Origin of the sequence: Sorangium sp. So ce385 (assembly GCF_051474135.1) — a bacterium.
GTDB lineage: Bacteria > Myxococcota_A > Polyangia > Polyangiales > Polyangiaceae > Sorangium > Sorangium cellulosum_D.
In genome coordinates, this window is sequence record NZ_CP150337.1 from 4,421,236 (window position 1) to 4,434,815 (window position 13,580).

Annotated in this window: 10 protein-coding genes; 7 read left to right on the plus strand and 3 right to left on the minus strand. The window is 73.4% G+C overall.

Features of this window, described 5'->3' with window-relative positions; translation table 11 throughout:
- Window position 1: 1 nt before the first annotated feature.
- The 3 genes from WME83_RS16390 to WME83_RS16400 are packed head-to-tail and all read left to right on the plus strand — an operon-like array spanning window position 2 to window position 6,017.
- Entirely contained in the window at window positions 2–1,153 is a 1,152-nt protein-coding gene (locus WME83_RS16390) for an HlyD family secretion protein (RefSeq protein WP_437320219.1), read from the plus strand.
- On the plus strand, window positions 1,150–3,891 hold the full coding sequence (locus tag WME83_RS16395) for an ATP-binding cassette domain-containing protein (RefSeq protein WP_437320220.1): 2,742 nt from the start codon (window positions 1,150–1,152) through the stop codon (window positions 3,889–3,891). Before WME83_RS16390 ends, WME83_RS16395 begins: the two co-directional genes overlap by 4 nt.
- Entirely contained in the window at window positions 3,888–6,017 is a 2,130-nt protein-coding gene (locus WME83_RS16400) for an ATP-binding cassette domain-containing protein (protein WP_437320221.1), read from the plus strand. Before WME83_RS16395 ends, WME83_RS16400 begins: the two co-directional genes overlap by 4 nt.
- Window positions 6,018–6,394: 377 nt before the next feature.
- Here the strand turns inward: WME83_RS16400 and WME83_RS16405 are convergent, their stop codons facing one another.
- Window positions 6,395–6,550, minus strand: a complete 156-nt coding sequence (locus WME83_RS16405; RefSeq protein ID WP_437320222.1) for a hypothetical protein — start codon at window positions 6,548–6,550, stop codon at window positions 6,395–6,397.
- A 375-nt stretch (window positions 6,551–6,925) separates the two neighbouring features.
- Here WME83_RS16405 and WME83_RS16410 point away from each other — a divergent pair, with 375 nt between their 5' ends.
- Genes WME83_RS16410 through WME83_RS16420 form a run of 3 tightly spaced genes read left to right on the plus strand, consistent with a single transcriptional unit; the run spans window position 6,926 to window position 9,263 of the window.
- The gene (locus WME83_RS16410) at window positions 6,926–7,582 is read left to right on the plus strand and encodes a hypothetical protein (RefSeq protein WP_437320223.1); all 657 of its coding nucleotides are present in this window, start codon (window positions 6,926–6,928) and stop codon (window positions 7,580–7,582) included.
- Window positions 7,579–8,595, plus strand: coding sequence for a hypothetical protein (locus tag WME83_RS16415; RefSeq protein WP_437320224.1), 1,017 nt, complete (start codon window positions 7,579–7,581; stop codon window positions 8,593–8,595). The genes WME83_RS16410 and WME83_RS16415 overlap by 4 nt, the downstream gene beginning before the upstream one ends.
- 2 nt (window positions 8,596–8,597) lie before the next feature.
- The gene (locus WME83_RS16420) at window positions 8,598–9,263 is read left to right on the plus strand and encodes a glycine-rich domain-containing protein (RefSeq protein ID WP_437320225.1); all 666 of its coding nucleotides are present in this window, start codon (window positions 8,598–8,600) and stop codon (window positions 9,261–9,263) included.
- Between the two features lie 54 nt (window positions 9,264–9,317).
- On the opposite strand, the gene WME83_RS16425 is transcribed toward WME83_RS16420, so the two are convergent.
- Window positions 9,318–11,012, minus strand: a complete 1,695-nt coding sequence (locus tag WME83_RS16425) for an alpha/beta hydrolase (protein ID WP_437320226.1) — start codon at window positions 11,010–11,012, stop codon at window positions 9,318–9,320.
- A 271-nt stretch (window positions 11,013–11,283) separates the two neighbouring features.
- On the opposite strand from WME83_RS16425, the gene WME83_RS16430 reads away from it, so the two are divergent.
- Window positions 11,284–12,480 (plus strand): serine hydrolase domain-containing protein, encoded by a 1,197-nt coding sequence (locus WME83_RS16430; protein ID WP_437320227.1) that lies wholly within the window; start codon window positions 11,284–11,286, stop codon window positions 12,478–12,480.
- Window positions 12,481–12,924: 444 nt separating this feature from the next.
- Here the strand turns inward: WME83_RS16430 and WME83_RS16435 are convergent, their stop codons facing one another.
- The gene (locus WME83_RS16435) at window positions 12,925–13,503 is read right to left on the minus strand and encodes a hypothetical protein (protein WP_437320228.1); all 579 of its coding nucleotides are present in this window, start codon (window positions 13,501–13,503) and stop codon (window positions 12,925–12,927) included.
- Window positions 13,504–13,580: the final 77 nt, after the last annotated feature.

Consider the following 13,580-nt stretch of genomic DNA (forward strand, 5'->3'; position numbering starts at 1 on the left):
CGTGGCCTCGCCGTTCCACCGCACGATGCGATCGCTCGAGCTCGAGCGCGGCGCGCGCACCTGGGTCCGCCTCGCCGCGACCCTCGCCGTGCTCGGCGCCTGGGCCGCCTGGATGCACGCGGCGCGCGTGTCCGTCTACGCCACGACCGCGAAGGCGCGCCTGGAGGTGAGCCGGATGGCGCACCGCGTGGCCGCCGCCGAGGCCGGGCGCGTGGCGGTCGTCCGGGTGGAGCTCGGGCGCGACGTCGAGCCGGGCGAGGTGCTCGTCGAGCTCGACGCGTCGGTCGAGGAGAAGCGCCTGGAGGAGGAGCGCACGCGCGTGGCCGTGCTCGCGCCGAAGCTCGAGGCGCTGCGGCGCCAGATCGCCGTCGAGGAGGAGGTGCGCGCGTTGCAGGAGAAGCTCTCCGACGCGTCGATCGCGCGCGCCCGGATCGACCTGCGCCAGCGCGACCTCTCCGCCGCGCACGGCGAGGAGCTCCGCGCCATCTCCGAGCGGCTGCACGACGAGCGGCTCGCGTCGACCGCCGATCACCTGGACGCGAAGACCCGCGCCGCCGACGAGCTCCTCAAGGCCGAGGGGGCGCGCGCCGATCTCCACCGGCTGTCGGTCGCGCGGCGCCACGACGAGCGGCAGGCGGCGGCCCACCTCGCCGAGCTCGAGCGCGCGCTCGGCGACCTCGTGGCCGAGCAGCGGGCGGCCGAGGCCGCGGTCCACACCGCGATCGCGCAGATCGAGCGGCGCAAGATCCGCGCGCCCATCGCCGGCAAGCTCGGGAACATCGCCGCGCTCCAGGCGGGCGACGTGCTCAAGCCCGGCGACCTCGTGGCGACGGTCGTCCCGGGCGAGGACGTGCACGCGGTCGCGCTCTTCGCGCCGTCCGACGCGGTCGGGCGCATCGTCCCCGGCCAGAAGGCGCGGATGCGCCTCGACGGGTTCGCGTGGACGCAGTTCGGCATGCTCGAGGGCGAGGTCTCCCACGTCGCCAGCGAGCCGTTCGACGGCGCCATCCGCGTCGAGCTCCTCGTGCGGCCGGACAGCGCCGCGTCGATCCCGGTGCAGCACGGGATGCCGGGGACCACCGAGGTCGAGGTGGAGCGCGTCTCTCCGTGGACGCTCCTCCTCCGCGCCGTGGCCCCGGGAGGCCCCCGATGAAGCGCGCCTTCCTCGTCCCCGAGGTGCTGCAGACCTCGCTCATGGACTGCGGGCCCGCCGCGCTCAAGGCGGTGCTCCAGGGGTTCGGCGTGGAGGTGCACTACGAGTGGCTCCGCGACCGCTGCCAGACCGACGTCGACGGGACGTCGATCGACGCGCTCGCCGCGCTCGGCCAGGAGCTCGGGCTCGCGACGGCCGAAATGGTGGTCCCGCACGACAGCTTCCTCCTGCCCGAGGCCGACTGCCTGCCCGCGATCGTGGTCAAGCGCGGCGCGGGCGACGCGCTCCACTTCCTCGTCGTCTGGCGCCGGCTCGGGCCGTTCGTGCAGATCCTCGACCCGAGCAGCGGGCGCCGCTGGGTGCGCGCGGAGCGCTTCCTGGAGGACATGCCGCACTTCCCGATCCCGATCTCGATCGAGCGGTTCCGGCGGTGGGCGTCGTCCGAGGACGCGCTCGCCCCGCTCCGCGCGAAGCTCCGGGCGCTCGGCGCGCGCGGGGAGGCGCTCATCGCGCGGGCCGACGCCGACCCGGGGTGGCGCGCGTTCGCGGCGCTCGACGCCGCCGTGCGGATGGTCGCGCGCCTCGTCCGCGGCGGCGCGATCGCGCGCGGGGCCGAGGCGCAGCGCGTGCTCGAGGGCGTCTTCGACCGCGCGCTCGCCGGCGAGGCGGGCGCCATCCCGAAGGGGTTCTTCTGGGCCACGGAGGGCAAGGCCCCGGGCAAGCTCCTCGTGCACGGCGCCGTCATCGTCCACGTCGCCGCCCGCGCCCCCGCGCCCGCCCGCGCTCTCGCCGACGCCGCGCGTCCGGCCGCGCCGCCGCCCCCGCCGAGCTACCGCGGCAGCGCGACGCCGGCGGCCCCGCCGGTCGAGCAGGCGCCGCGCGCGGTCGCGGCCGCGGTGCTCCCGGCGCCCGTCCGCCGCGAGCTCGAGCGGCCCACGCCGTCGCCCTCGCGCCTCTTCCTGTCGATGCTCCGCGCCGACGCGGGCCGGGCCCTCGCCCTCGTCGGGGTGGCGCTCGCGGCGAGCGCGGCGATCGCGGCGATCGACGTCGTCGTCCTGCGCGGGCTGTTCGACGCCGTGAAGCACGTCACCGTCGAGTACCAGCGCGCGCTCGGGCTCCTCGCCCTCGTCGCGTTCGCCGCCGGGGCCCTCCTGCTCGAGCTGTTCGCGGCCCACGCCGTCTCGCGCCTCGGGCGCGCCCTCGAGGTGCGCTTCCGGGCCGCCTTCCTCGAGAAGCTGCCGCGGCTGGAGGATCGCTACCTGCGCAGCCGGCCCACCTCGGACATGACCGCGCGCGGCCACGCCATGCACCTCATGCGCGAGGCGCCGGCGCTCTTCTCGCGCATCGCCCGCGCGGCGCTGTCGTTCGCCGCGACGCTCGTCGGCGTCCTCTGGCTCTACCCGGGCGGCGCGTGGCTCTCGCTCGTCGCGGCGGCGGTCGCGCTCGCGGCCCCGTACCTCGCGCGCAGGCCGCTCGTCGAGAGCCTCATGCGCCTGCGCACGCACGCCGCGTCGCTCGAGCGGTTCTACCTCGACGCGCTGCTCGGCGCGGTGCCCATCCGCGTCCACGGCGCCGAGCGCGCGGTGCGGCGCGAGCACGAGGCGCTGCTCGTCGAGTGGGCGCGGACCGGCCGCCTCGCGCACGCCCAGGCCACCGCCATGCAGGCCGTCCAGGGGCTCGCGAGCACCGCCGTGGCGGTCGCGATCGTCGGCGGCTACGTCGCCTCCGGCGGCCCGGCCGCTGCGCTGCTCCTGCTCGTGTTCTGGTCGCTGCGGCTCCCCGTGGTGGCGCAGGAGCTCGTCGCCGCGCTCGTCGGCTGGAAGAACGTGCGCAACGCCTCCGTGCGCCTCTTCGCGCCGCTCGCGGCCCCGGAGATGGACCTCCCCCGCGCGCCCGCCGCCGACGACGACGGGAGCGCCGCCGCGCCCGGCGCCGCCTCGATCGATCTCCGCGGCGTCAGCGTCCAGGCCGGGGGGCACACGCTCCTCTCCGAGGTCTCGCTGAGCCTCGCGGCGGGGTCGCACGTCGCCATCGTGGGCACGTCCGGCGCGGGGAAGTCGTCGCTGCTCTCGCTCTTGCTCGGGTGGCTCCGGGCCTCCCGGGGGGAGGTGCTCGTCGACGGGCAGCCGTTCGACGACGCCGCCGTCGGGCGCCTGCGCCGCGCGACGGCGTGGGTCGACCCGGCCGTCCAGCTCTGGAACCGCACGCTCCTCGAGAACATCACCTTCGGCCACGCCGGCGACGCCCTCGCGCGCGTGCCCCTCGCGATGAGCCAGGCCGATCTCACCGGCGTGCTCGAGAGCCTGCCCGACGGGCTCCTGGCGGCCATCGGCGAGGGGGGCGCGCGGCTGTCGGGCGGGCAGGGGCAGCGCGTCCGCCTCGCGCGGGCGCTGATGAAGGCCGACGCGCGCCTCGTGCTCCTCGACGAGCCGTTCCGCGGGCTCGAGCGCGAGCGGCGCCGGGCGCTCCTCGCCCGCGCGCGCGAGCGCTGGGCGCGCGCGACGCTCGTGTTCGTCAGCCACGACGTGATGGACACGCTCGGCTTCGATCGCGTGCTCGTGGTCGAGGGGGGCAGGGTGGTGGAGGACGGCGCGCCGCGCGCCCTCCTGGACGACCCGCGGAGCCGCTACCGCGCGCTCGCCGACGCGGACGCGCGGGCGCGCGACGAGGTCTGGTCGAAGGGGCGCTTCCGGAGCGCGACGATGGAGAGCGGCCGGCTCACCGAGGGGGCAGCATGAAAGCGAGCGACACGAGGTCGAACGAGGCCGCGCCGGCGGCGGCGCTGGCCGAGGTGGCGTGGCAGCCCTCCGCGCTCGGGCACGCGATGAGCGCGCTCACGGCCGCGTGCGGGCTCGCGAGCGGCGCGGCGCCGTCGCCCGGCGCGCCGCCGGACGGCGACCCCACCGCGTGGATCGAGGCGTACGCGGGCTGCATGGGCGTCGAGGCGGAGGCGGTCCAGTCGAGCTTCGCCGATCTGCCGCGCGCGATCGCGTCGCTCGGCCCCTCGATCGTCCGCCTCGATCACGGCTACCTCGCGGTGGTCTCCGCGGGCCGCCGGGGCCTCTCGGTGCTGACGCCGGCGCTCACGCAGGCGCGGATCCCGCTGGAGGCCGTGCGCCGCGCGCTCTCCGCCCACCTCGAGGACCGCCCCGCGTCGCACGTCGACAAGTGGCTCGCCGCCGCGCAGATCCCGCCGCGGCGCGCCGCGCGGGCGCGCGCCGAGCTCCTCGCCCAGCTCGTCGCGGACCGCCCCATCGCGGGCATGTGGCTGCTCCGCCCCGATCCCGGATCGAGCTTCCGGCGCCTGCTCTCGATGCGCGGCGCGCTCCGCCGGGGCGCGCTCTTCCTCGCCGCCGCCGCCGCGCAGATCGCCCTCGGGGTGCTCGCCTGGTGGCTGATCGGCGCGGGCGCGCTCGACGGCGCCGTGCAGCCCGGCTGGCTGCTCGCGTGGGTGCTCCTGTCGCTCTCGGCCATCCTCGTGCAGCTGTTCGCCTCCTGGACCGGGGGCCTGCTCACGATCGACGTCGCCGCGCTCCTCAAGCAGCGCCTGCTCTGCGGCGCGCTCCGCCTCGATCCCGCCGCGATCCGCGCGCGCGGCTCGGGCGAGCTCCTCGCCATGGTCTCCGAGTCCGAGGCCGTCGAGACGGCGGGCCTCGGCGGCGCGCTCGGGGCGGTCGTCGCGCTCGTGCAGCTCGCGAGCGCCGCGCTGGTCCTCTCCGCCGGCGCCGGCGGCGGCCTGCACGTCGCGCTGCTCGCCGGGTGGACGGCCTCCGTGGCGCTGCTCGCCCGCCGGTTCGCCGGGCGGCGGGCGGCGTGGACGCGCGAGCGGTTCGCGATCACGAGCGGCTTCGTCGAGAACGTCGTCGGTCACCGCACGCGCGTCGCCCAGCAGGCCCCGCACCTCCATCACGTGGAGGAGGACGCGGTGCTCGAGCGCTACCACGCCGCCTCGCGCGCGATGGACCGCGTGGGCGATCTCCTCGCGTCGCTCCCGGCGCGCGGGTGGCTCGCGCTCGGGCTGCTCGGCCTCGTCCCTGCGGTCCTCGCGGGGGTGAGCGTCGGCCCGCTCGTCGTCGCCACGGGCGGCATCCTGCAGGCGCAGGCGGCGTTCGCGACGCTGGCGACGAGCCTCGGCGCGCTCCTCTCCGCCGCCGTCTCGTGGCGCTCGATCGCGCGGCTCTTCGCGGCGGCCGAGGCCCGCGAGCCGCCCGGGATCCCGGCGGCCGTGCTCGGGCGCCCCGCGGCGTCGGACGTCGTGCTCGAGGCGCGGGGCGTCTCGTTCCGCTATGGCGGGGAGCGCGCCGAGCCCGTCCTGCGCGACTGCGGCCTGGTCCTCTCGAAGGGCGACCGGCTGTTGCTCGAGGGGCGCTCCGGGGGCGGCAAGTCGACGCTCGCGGCCGTGCTCAGCGGCCTCCACGCCCCGTCGTCGGGCCTCGTGCTCCTCCGCGGCCTCGATCGGCGGACGCTGGGCGGGGCCGCGTGGCGCAGCCGCGTCGCGAGCGCGCCGCAGTTCCACGACAACCACGTGCTCTCGGGGACGCTCGCGTTCAACCTGCTGATGGGCCGCGCGTGGCCCGCGTCGCCGGAGGACCGGCGGGAGGCGGAGCTCGTGTGCCGCAAGCTCGGCCTGGGTCCGCTGCTCGATCGCATGCCGTCGGGGCTCGATCAGGTCGTCGGCGAGACGGGGTGGCAGCTGTCGCACGGCGAGCGCAGCCGGCTATTTCTGGCGCGCGCGCTGCTCCAGCGCGCGGACGCGGTCATCCTCGACGAGAGCTTCGGCGCCCTGGATCCGCTCACGGCGCGCGAGTGCGTGGGCGCCGTGCTCGAGCGGGCCCCGGCGCTGGTCGTCATCGCGCACCCCTGATCAGCTCCGGCAGCCGTCCGCGCCGAGGCTCTGGTCCAGAGCGGTTTTTAGCTGGGACTGACACATCGTCCTCCGTCTCTCGTCCCCGTTCCCCGTCTTTCGTCTCCCGTCTTTCGTCGTCGCTCTTCCGTGCGCGTGCGCGGGCGCGCTGATTCCAGGGAATCGCGCACGCGCATGCGCACGCGCACGCGGGACGCGCACGAAGACGGGAGAGGGGAGACGGGAGACGGGAGACGGGAGAGGGGAGACGGCCTCTCTCTCGTGCCAAACGCGAAAGGCCCGCCGCTGCTCATCGCAGCGCGGGCCTTCGCGGTCGTGTCGTCAGGATCGAGGGGCCGGTCGCCGCGAGGTGCGGCCCCCGGCTCCTCGCGGGCGGTTCAGCAGCCGCAGCAGCCGGGCGGACAGGTGCAGACGGCCGGCCCGACGCCAGCCTGGAGCTCCGTGGGGACCTCCACCGTCAGGCGCGCAGGGCGCTCCTCGATGGTCTCCTGCTTCGTCTCGACCTCGACCTCGACCTTAATCTGCTCGTTCATGGTGATTGCTCCGTAGCTGGTTGGTTATTTCGTTGCGGACTCGTCGTCCCGCGACATGGGCTATTGCAGCGGCCGTGCCACCGCGGTCTGTGCCCGGCGAATGCCGCTGTTTTCGCGCCGCGGAGGCCTGTCTTCGCAGGGCGGCGGCCCCCGTAGAGCAACCCGTTTCCCAATTGGGGAACCCCCCCGGGGAACCGACCTTCCCTATCCCCCGAGCGGCGGTCATCCGCACAGGAGACGGGTCCAGATCGGCGTTTTCGGCGCGCAGGCGTACTCCTGTACGCCGAGCACCGAAAACGTCGAGATGGGCCCGTATCCGACGCGGGTGACCGCCGCTCGCGAAGGCGGGCATGAAACTGGCATTAGCCGCAGGCGATGGACACATCGACGATCCCCGAGATGCTCTCGTTCCGTGCGCCGTGGCTCGAAGAGAAGCTGGTCAAGGACCGGATGGTATCTTCCCGCGAGGAGGCGGCGCGGCTCCTCGACGAGGTGAAGAAATACATCTTCATCTGCGAGGCGGACCGGACCCGCCAAGTCCCCATGTTCTCCCGGAGGATCGACGAGGTCTGGCACCAGTTCGTGCTCTTCACCGAGGAGTACGCGGCGTTCGGCCATCGCTTCTTCGGCGAGTTCGTGCACCACACCGCCAACACCGCCCCTCGCGGCGAGCTCGGCGCGCGCCCCGAGATGACCTTCGACCGGTACCGCGCCGAGTACGAGGCGCTCTTCGGGCCCATCTCCCCGGCGTGGAGGGACGAGCTCGCCGTGACGCCCGACACGCGCCTCATCCGCGTCAAGTTCGGCCGGCCCATCTTCGTGCGGGTCGACGAGGGGAGGGCGGATCTCGTGTGGTCGCTGGAGCCGCCGCGCGTCCTCCTGCGCATCGACGCGTGGGCGAAGGACGCCCTGCAGTTCATCGTCGACTGCGATCACTTCTACGTCCGCGAGCTCCCCGGCCTCGACGACCCGGAGCGCGTGGCGCTCTGCCGTCCGCTCGTGAAGGGCGACTTCCTCCGGATCGCGCCATGAGGCTCGCCGAGCTCACCGCCCTCTTCGGGCAGCTCGATTTCCCGCGGTCCGACGGCCACGCCCGCCCGCCGCGCGATCACGTGCGCGCGGTCGAGGCCGCGGTCCGGGCCGGGCTCTCGGACGACGAGCTCCCGCTGGAGCTCCTCGCGCTCGAGATCGAGCGCCGGGACGGCGCGCCGGACCTCGCGCCGTTCCACGTGGTCCCCGAGGTCGGCGTCCGCGTCGCGTTCGCGTACTGGCGGCCCGGGCGCGCGGCCGGCGCGCACGAGCACTCGGACTGGACGGTCACGGCGGTGCTCCACAACGCGCTCGACGTCGCGACCTTCGACTGGGACGCGACGGCCCGCGCGCGGCGGCTCGTGCCGAAGCGCCTGTTCTCGGCGGAGGCGGGCCGGGTCGGCCACATCTACGGGCCGTGCATCCACGACCCGCGGAACCCGACCGCGAGCTGGTCGATCTCGCTGCACCTGTTCGGCCCGAGCGACGGACCGGTGCTCGAGGCGCAGGTGGGCCCCGTCGAGGGGCTGACCCCCGCGGCGCCGCGGCCCGCCGCCGCGGACGACGCGCTCTCGGCGGCGCTCCTCGCGCACGAGCGGGAGTGCGTCCGCCGGGCGCAGGTCGACGCCCTCGCGCAGCGCGGCCCGCGGGCCGCCGCGCTCCTCGCGCGCCTCCACGCCCGCGGCGACGCCGGCACCCGCGCGCGCGCCGCCCGCGCGCTCGGCCGGCTCGAGGAGCTCGACGCGCGCGCCGTGCTCGCGCGCCGCTGGCCGGGCGTGGACCTCGACGTCCTCCGGAGCGCGGGTCGCGCCGAGCTCCGCGCGCGCTGCGGCGAGCGCGCGCAGCTCCTCGTGCGGGTCCCGGCGTGGGCCGAGCCCGCGCTCCGCGCCCTCGCGGCGGCGAGCGAGCTCAGGCCCGGCGACATCCCCGGCCTCGCCGAGGCGGAGCAGCTCGCGCTGGCCCGCGCGCTCGTCGACTGGGGGACATTTCAGCCCTTCGCAGCCCAGGAGAACTGACCATGCAACCCATGCAAACCGATGTGGTGACGGCGAGCGCGCGCAGGCGGCCCGATCTCTTTGCTTACCGGGCGCAGTTCGTCATCGACAAGCTGCTCATGAACAAGACCGTGGCCACCGAGCGCGAGGCGGAGGTGCTGTTCCGCGAGCTCGCGCGCTATCTCTGGCTCGTCGAGTCCGATCGCACCCGCGCTTACCCGATGTTCTCGCTGCGCGTCGACGAGGCCTGGCACCAGTTCGTCCTCTTCACGATCGAGTACGCCGATTTCTGCCAGCGCTTCTTCGGTCGCTTCCTGCACCACGCGCCGGCCAACGCGCCTGTCACGCACGCGGTCCCGGAGGCGACGTGGGACGAGTTCGCGGCCGCGTACAGCGCCCTTTACGGCGAGCCGCCGCCCGAGGTGTGGAACGACGCGGCGTCGGTGTGCGGCCCGCGGCGCGTGATCCGCGATCGCGAGGTGTCGGTCCGGCTGAGCGGCGGCAAGGCGGAGCTCGTCGACGGCGACGCGGTGCTCGTCCGGGTCGACGCCTGGGGCGAGCCCGCGCTGCGGTTCATCGCCCGGCACGGCATCTTCTACGTGCGCGAGCTCCCCGGGCTCGACCTGGACGACCGGATCGCCCTCTGCCGGGCGCTCGTGGCGACGCGGACGCTCCGCGTCGCCCCGTAGGCCCGCACCGTCGCGCCGCGAGGAACGGCTCTGGTTCGTGCGCCCTTGCCGGGCCTACCGACCGCGCCGCCGCGGTGCGGCTTTCGAGGGCGTTACCAGGTCACGCGCGAGGCGCGCGACGGCCGCCCAGTCGACCGGCGCCACCCTCCTCGGCGCGGGGGCGGGCGAAGCCGTGTTCTCCCACATGTCCTTCGTGCCGAAGAGCACCTCGACGACCGCCGGATCCTCGTCCCACGTGACGGGCACGAGGTCGTCGAGGCACGTCGTATCGACCGGGGCCTCGGGATCCGCGATGAACTTCGCCATCATCTGCGTGCCGCAGGGCGCCGCACCGGCGGTCTTCACGGGGGACTCGAACGTGACCACGTGCGGGCTCCAGGGCACCGCCACGAACGTCTGGTGGGGCGCGGTCAGCCTGTCGGACGAAAGCTCCGCCAGGCCGATGGGCGTCTGCGGATCGAGCTGGCCGTTCATCGCCAGGATGGGCACGGAGGAGCGCGGCCATTCGCTCCAGAACCGGTCGTGCGGATACCGCGGCCAGGCATCGTAGAGCTGGCCGATCTCCAGCGCCGCCCCCGGGCAGAAGCGCTGCGCATCGCAGCGCGCCTGGAGCTCGGCCGAGGTCGGGGCCGGTTCCTCCCACAGCTCGGAGAGGGCGACGTGCGTCCCCAGGACGACCGAGCCCCGCGGCTCGCCGCCGTCGGCCTGCGAGGAGACGCCGCTCAGCGCCTGCATGTAGTGGCCGACCACCTGCACGTCGCCCGCCTCGCAGCGGTCGATGCGGTAAGCGAGCGGGAAGAGGTGCGTCCGCACGCTGCGCAGCTGCGCGAATGCCGGGACGATCGACGCGAACAGCGCGGCGTCGATGCCGAGCTGCGAGCAGTGCCCCGTCGTGAGCTTGCCGAAGAGCGCGTCGAGCTTCGCCCAGGGATCGGGCCCGAGCTTCGCCCCGCAGACCGGATCGACGGCGCAGATCGCGGACAGCTCCTTCACCACGGGGTCGAACTGCGTATCGTACAAGGACAGGTACTGCGCGCCCGGCGATGCGATCGAGTCGAGGATCACGGCGTCGACCGCGTCGGGGTATTTCTGCAAGAAGCGCAGCGCGCGCGCCGTCCCGTACGAGGCGCCGTAAAGGATCACCTTCTTGCCGTGCTCGCGCGTCAGATCGAGGAGGCGCGCGAGATCGTCGGCGTCGGCTGACGTCGTGAAGTGCGCGAGATCGTCGCCCCACTGCGCCTTCAACGCCTGGATGCAGGCGGGCCACTCGCTCGCGCTGATGTCCGCCCCGTCCTCCGAGCTCGGGTCCTCCTGGACCGGGCATTCGAGGCGGCTCGAGAGCCCGACGCCGCGGTGCTCGAGCACGTACCAGTCCACATCGGGCATCACGCGCTCCCATAGCTGGTCGATGAAGCCCGTGAACATGTTGCCGGAGTCGCCGGGGCCGCCTTGCAGGAGCCAGACCTGCGCCTTCGCCGCGCCGCCCGGCGCGAGGTGGCGCGATACGAAGACGGGCAGCGTCCCGCCGTCAGGCTTCGATGGATCGAGCGGCAGGGCGACCGTGGCGCACTCGGAGATGAAGTCGCCCGGGCAGCTTCCCCATTCGACCGCCGAGCTGCCGCCCGAGGCTCCATCGCCGTTCGTGCCAGGGCTGGCCTGGTCATCGCCGCCGGGGCAGCCCGCTGCGAACGCCGTGAACCCGAGCAACACGGGGAGGAGCCCCACCCGAAGGACAGTCTGTGTGATCATCTTCGTTGACCTCGCAATCACCGGAACGGACAAAGGCTGATCGGCGCGAGGTCTGCGCTGGCAATGACCACGGTGCCGGCGGCGTCGACGAGCGTGCGGATGTCGAGCGCCGTGCTGTGTGTTCCCGCGCGGCATGGCTCTGTTCAACGCCGGCCTCACTTTCTGTGCACCTGCAGCGGTCCGCAGCGCGCCATACGGCTGTCTGATGGTGAGACGTCGACGAAATCGTAGGAACCGTTGAACGGAACCAGCCGAGAGGGAACACACGGACATGGCACTCAACAAGCTCTCGATCCCGCTCTTCTGCATGGCATCTCTCGTCGCGGGTTGCCCGCGCGACTCTCCCGAGGAGGGCGACGCGGCGTACGGCAAGTTGCTCCAGGAGGGGGTGGACAGGATTCAAGCGAGCGGCATCGTCGCCGTGCATGCGGAGATGCTCGATGGCGACCGACGGATCCGCGCCCGGAGCGGCGTGGCGCAGCTCGACGGCGAGACGCCGGTCGACTTCGACAGCTACTTCCGGATGGGCAGCAACACCAAGACGTTCGTCGCCGTCGTCGTGCTGCAGCTCGCCGGCGAGGGCGCGCTGTCGCTGGACGACACGGTCGAGCAGTGGCTGCCCGGCGTCGTGTCGGGCAACGGCAATGACGGCTCGCTGATCACGATCCGCCAGCTACTTCAGCACACGAGCGGCCTCTATGACTACATCGGTCCGGCCGATCCGGACGGCCCGGATCCGCAGCCGTCCCTGGCCGTGCTGCGCTCCGCCGACGAGTACATGCAGCATCGGCTCGACCACATGGACGCGGAAGAGCTCGTGGCGCTCGCCCTGCAACACAAGCCGAGCTTCGATCCGGGGACGCAGTGGGACTACTCCAACACGAACTACGTGCTCGCCGGCATGATCATCGAGCGTGCCACCGGAAACCGCTGGAGCGAGGAGGTCGAGGCGCGCATCCTCGATCCGCTCGGCCTCGACCACACGTTCGATCCCGCCGATGAGCCTGATCTGCCTGCCCCGCACGCCGTGGCGTACCAGCAGTACGAGGTCGGCGGGCCGCTCATCGACGTCACGATCGCGAACCATACCATGGCCGGCGCCGCCGGCTCCCTCGTCACGACCACCGCGGATCTCGCGAAGTTCTGGCGGGCGCTGACCGAAGGATCGCTGCTCGATCCGGAGCAGATGGCGGAGCTCCACGAGACGGTCCCGGCGCCTGCCTTCGACCCGATCGCGCCCGGCACCGATTATGGCCTCGGCATCATGTGGATCCCGACCAGCTGCGGTGGAGGGTACTGGAGCCACGCCGGAGGCACGCTCGGGTACTCGACCCGGAACGCCGCGAGCGACGACGGCTCTCGCGTCATCGTGATGTCGCTGTCGACGTCGACCGACGACCCCGAGGCTTCGTACGCCACGACCATCGACACCTTCAAGATCATCGATCAGCTCATGTGCGCCGATTGAGCGTGGGCCCGGCGGCCGGAGCACGCGCGCGCGGGCGGCCGGATCACTCGGTCGTCATGGTGACCGTCGGGCTGGCGAGCGCTCCGTTGAACGCCGTCACCTGGTAAAAGGCTCGGGTGCTGCCCGCCCCTCATCGGGCCTTGTGGCGAACCGCGGCCTCTCGGTTCCCTGGCGAGCGGAGCTGGACTAGCGCGCTGAGTGTATGCAGAAGCCTCCGGCCCACGGTCGATAGCCGCCACGCTTGCGTTTCGGAGCGGCGTCATCGTCTGCCTTCGTAGGCTCTTCTGGCTTCGCAGGGCGCGGTCCGATGCGCTTGCGCCATGGACTCGCCGACGCGAGCACGCCAGCGTACTTGACGGGCTCTCGGCGCGGCGGGCGCGGAGCGCCGGACGAGCTTCCGGGCGACGCGGCTCCGCCGGCGCGGGCGAGCCTCGGTGGGGCAGCTCAGCCGAAGCGCAATCGACTCACGTCGGCCCACCCCTGGATCACGCGGCCCGTGCCCGCCGCGGCGCCCGGGGCCGACCCGCTCAGCACGACGTCGCGGTTGCCCCGCCATACCCGGCGCTTGAGCTGCACGATCTGGTACCCGTGCTCTATCTGACCGCCATCGACACTCTCGATCTCGGGCCCCTGCGAGCCATTGTCCACGGAGACGACCGTGAAGACATGCTCCGGGCCGCCGGCGTGGTTGTCGCCCACCAGCACCATGTCGCCGCGATCGGGGTGCGCCCCCTGCTTGAACGGGACCCACGCGTTCGCCGCGAGCGCGAGCTCCCTCAGCCGGCGTATGGCCGTTCCAGTCACATAGGGGGGGGTGAGCTGCCTGGCCTTCACCCCGAGCTCCCTCCAGATCCCGGCCACGACGAGTCCGCACCCCGAATCCGTCGCCAGTTCAGTCGCCCTCGCCTTGGTCTCTCCCGGCGCAATGAGCGCGATGTAACGAAGCCGGCTCTCCGGCTTGTTCGCGTCGGCGGTGAGCCCGACCACCCCGCGGGAGATCTCGACGGCTTTATCTCGAATCACGTTGGGATCCATCAAATTACCTCGTGCTGTTTGTGTGGTTCAATCATCTTCTTCAATGCGGATGAACAGGGATTGTC

Coding starts and splice junctions, on each gene's coding strand:
- WME83_RS16400 (WP_437320221.1), top strand. CDS start 3,888: ATGAAAGCGAGCGACACGAGGTCGAACGAGGCCGCGCCGGCGGCGGCG.
- WME83_RS16420 (WP_437320225.1), top strand. CDS start 8,598: ATGCAACCCATGCAAACCGATGTGGTGACGGCGAGCGCGCGCAGGCGG.
- WME83_RS16405 (WP_437320222.1), bottom strand. CDS start 6,550: ATGAACGAGCAGATTAAGGTCGAGGTCGAGGTCGAGACGAAGCAGGAG.
- WME83_RS16410 (WP_437320223.1), top strand. CDS start 6,926: ATGGACACATCGACGATCCCCGAGATGCTCTCGTTCCGTGCGCCGTGG.
- WME83_RS16415 (WP_437320224.1), top strand. CDS start 7,579: ATGAGGCTCGCCGAGCTCACCGCCCTCTTCGGGCAGCTCGATTTCCCG.
- WME83_RS16395 (WP_437320220.1), top strand. CDS start 1,150: ATGAAGCGCGCCTTCCTCGTCCCCGAGGTGCTGCAGACCTCGCTCATG.
- WME83_RS16425 (WP_437320226.1), bottom strand. CDS start 11,012: ATGATCACACAGACTGTCCTTCGGGTGGGGCTCCTCCCCGTGTTGCTC.
- WME83_RS16430 (WP_437320227.1), top strand. CDS start 11,284: ATGGCACTCAACAAGCTCTCGATCCCGCTCTTCTGCATGGCATCTCTC.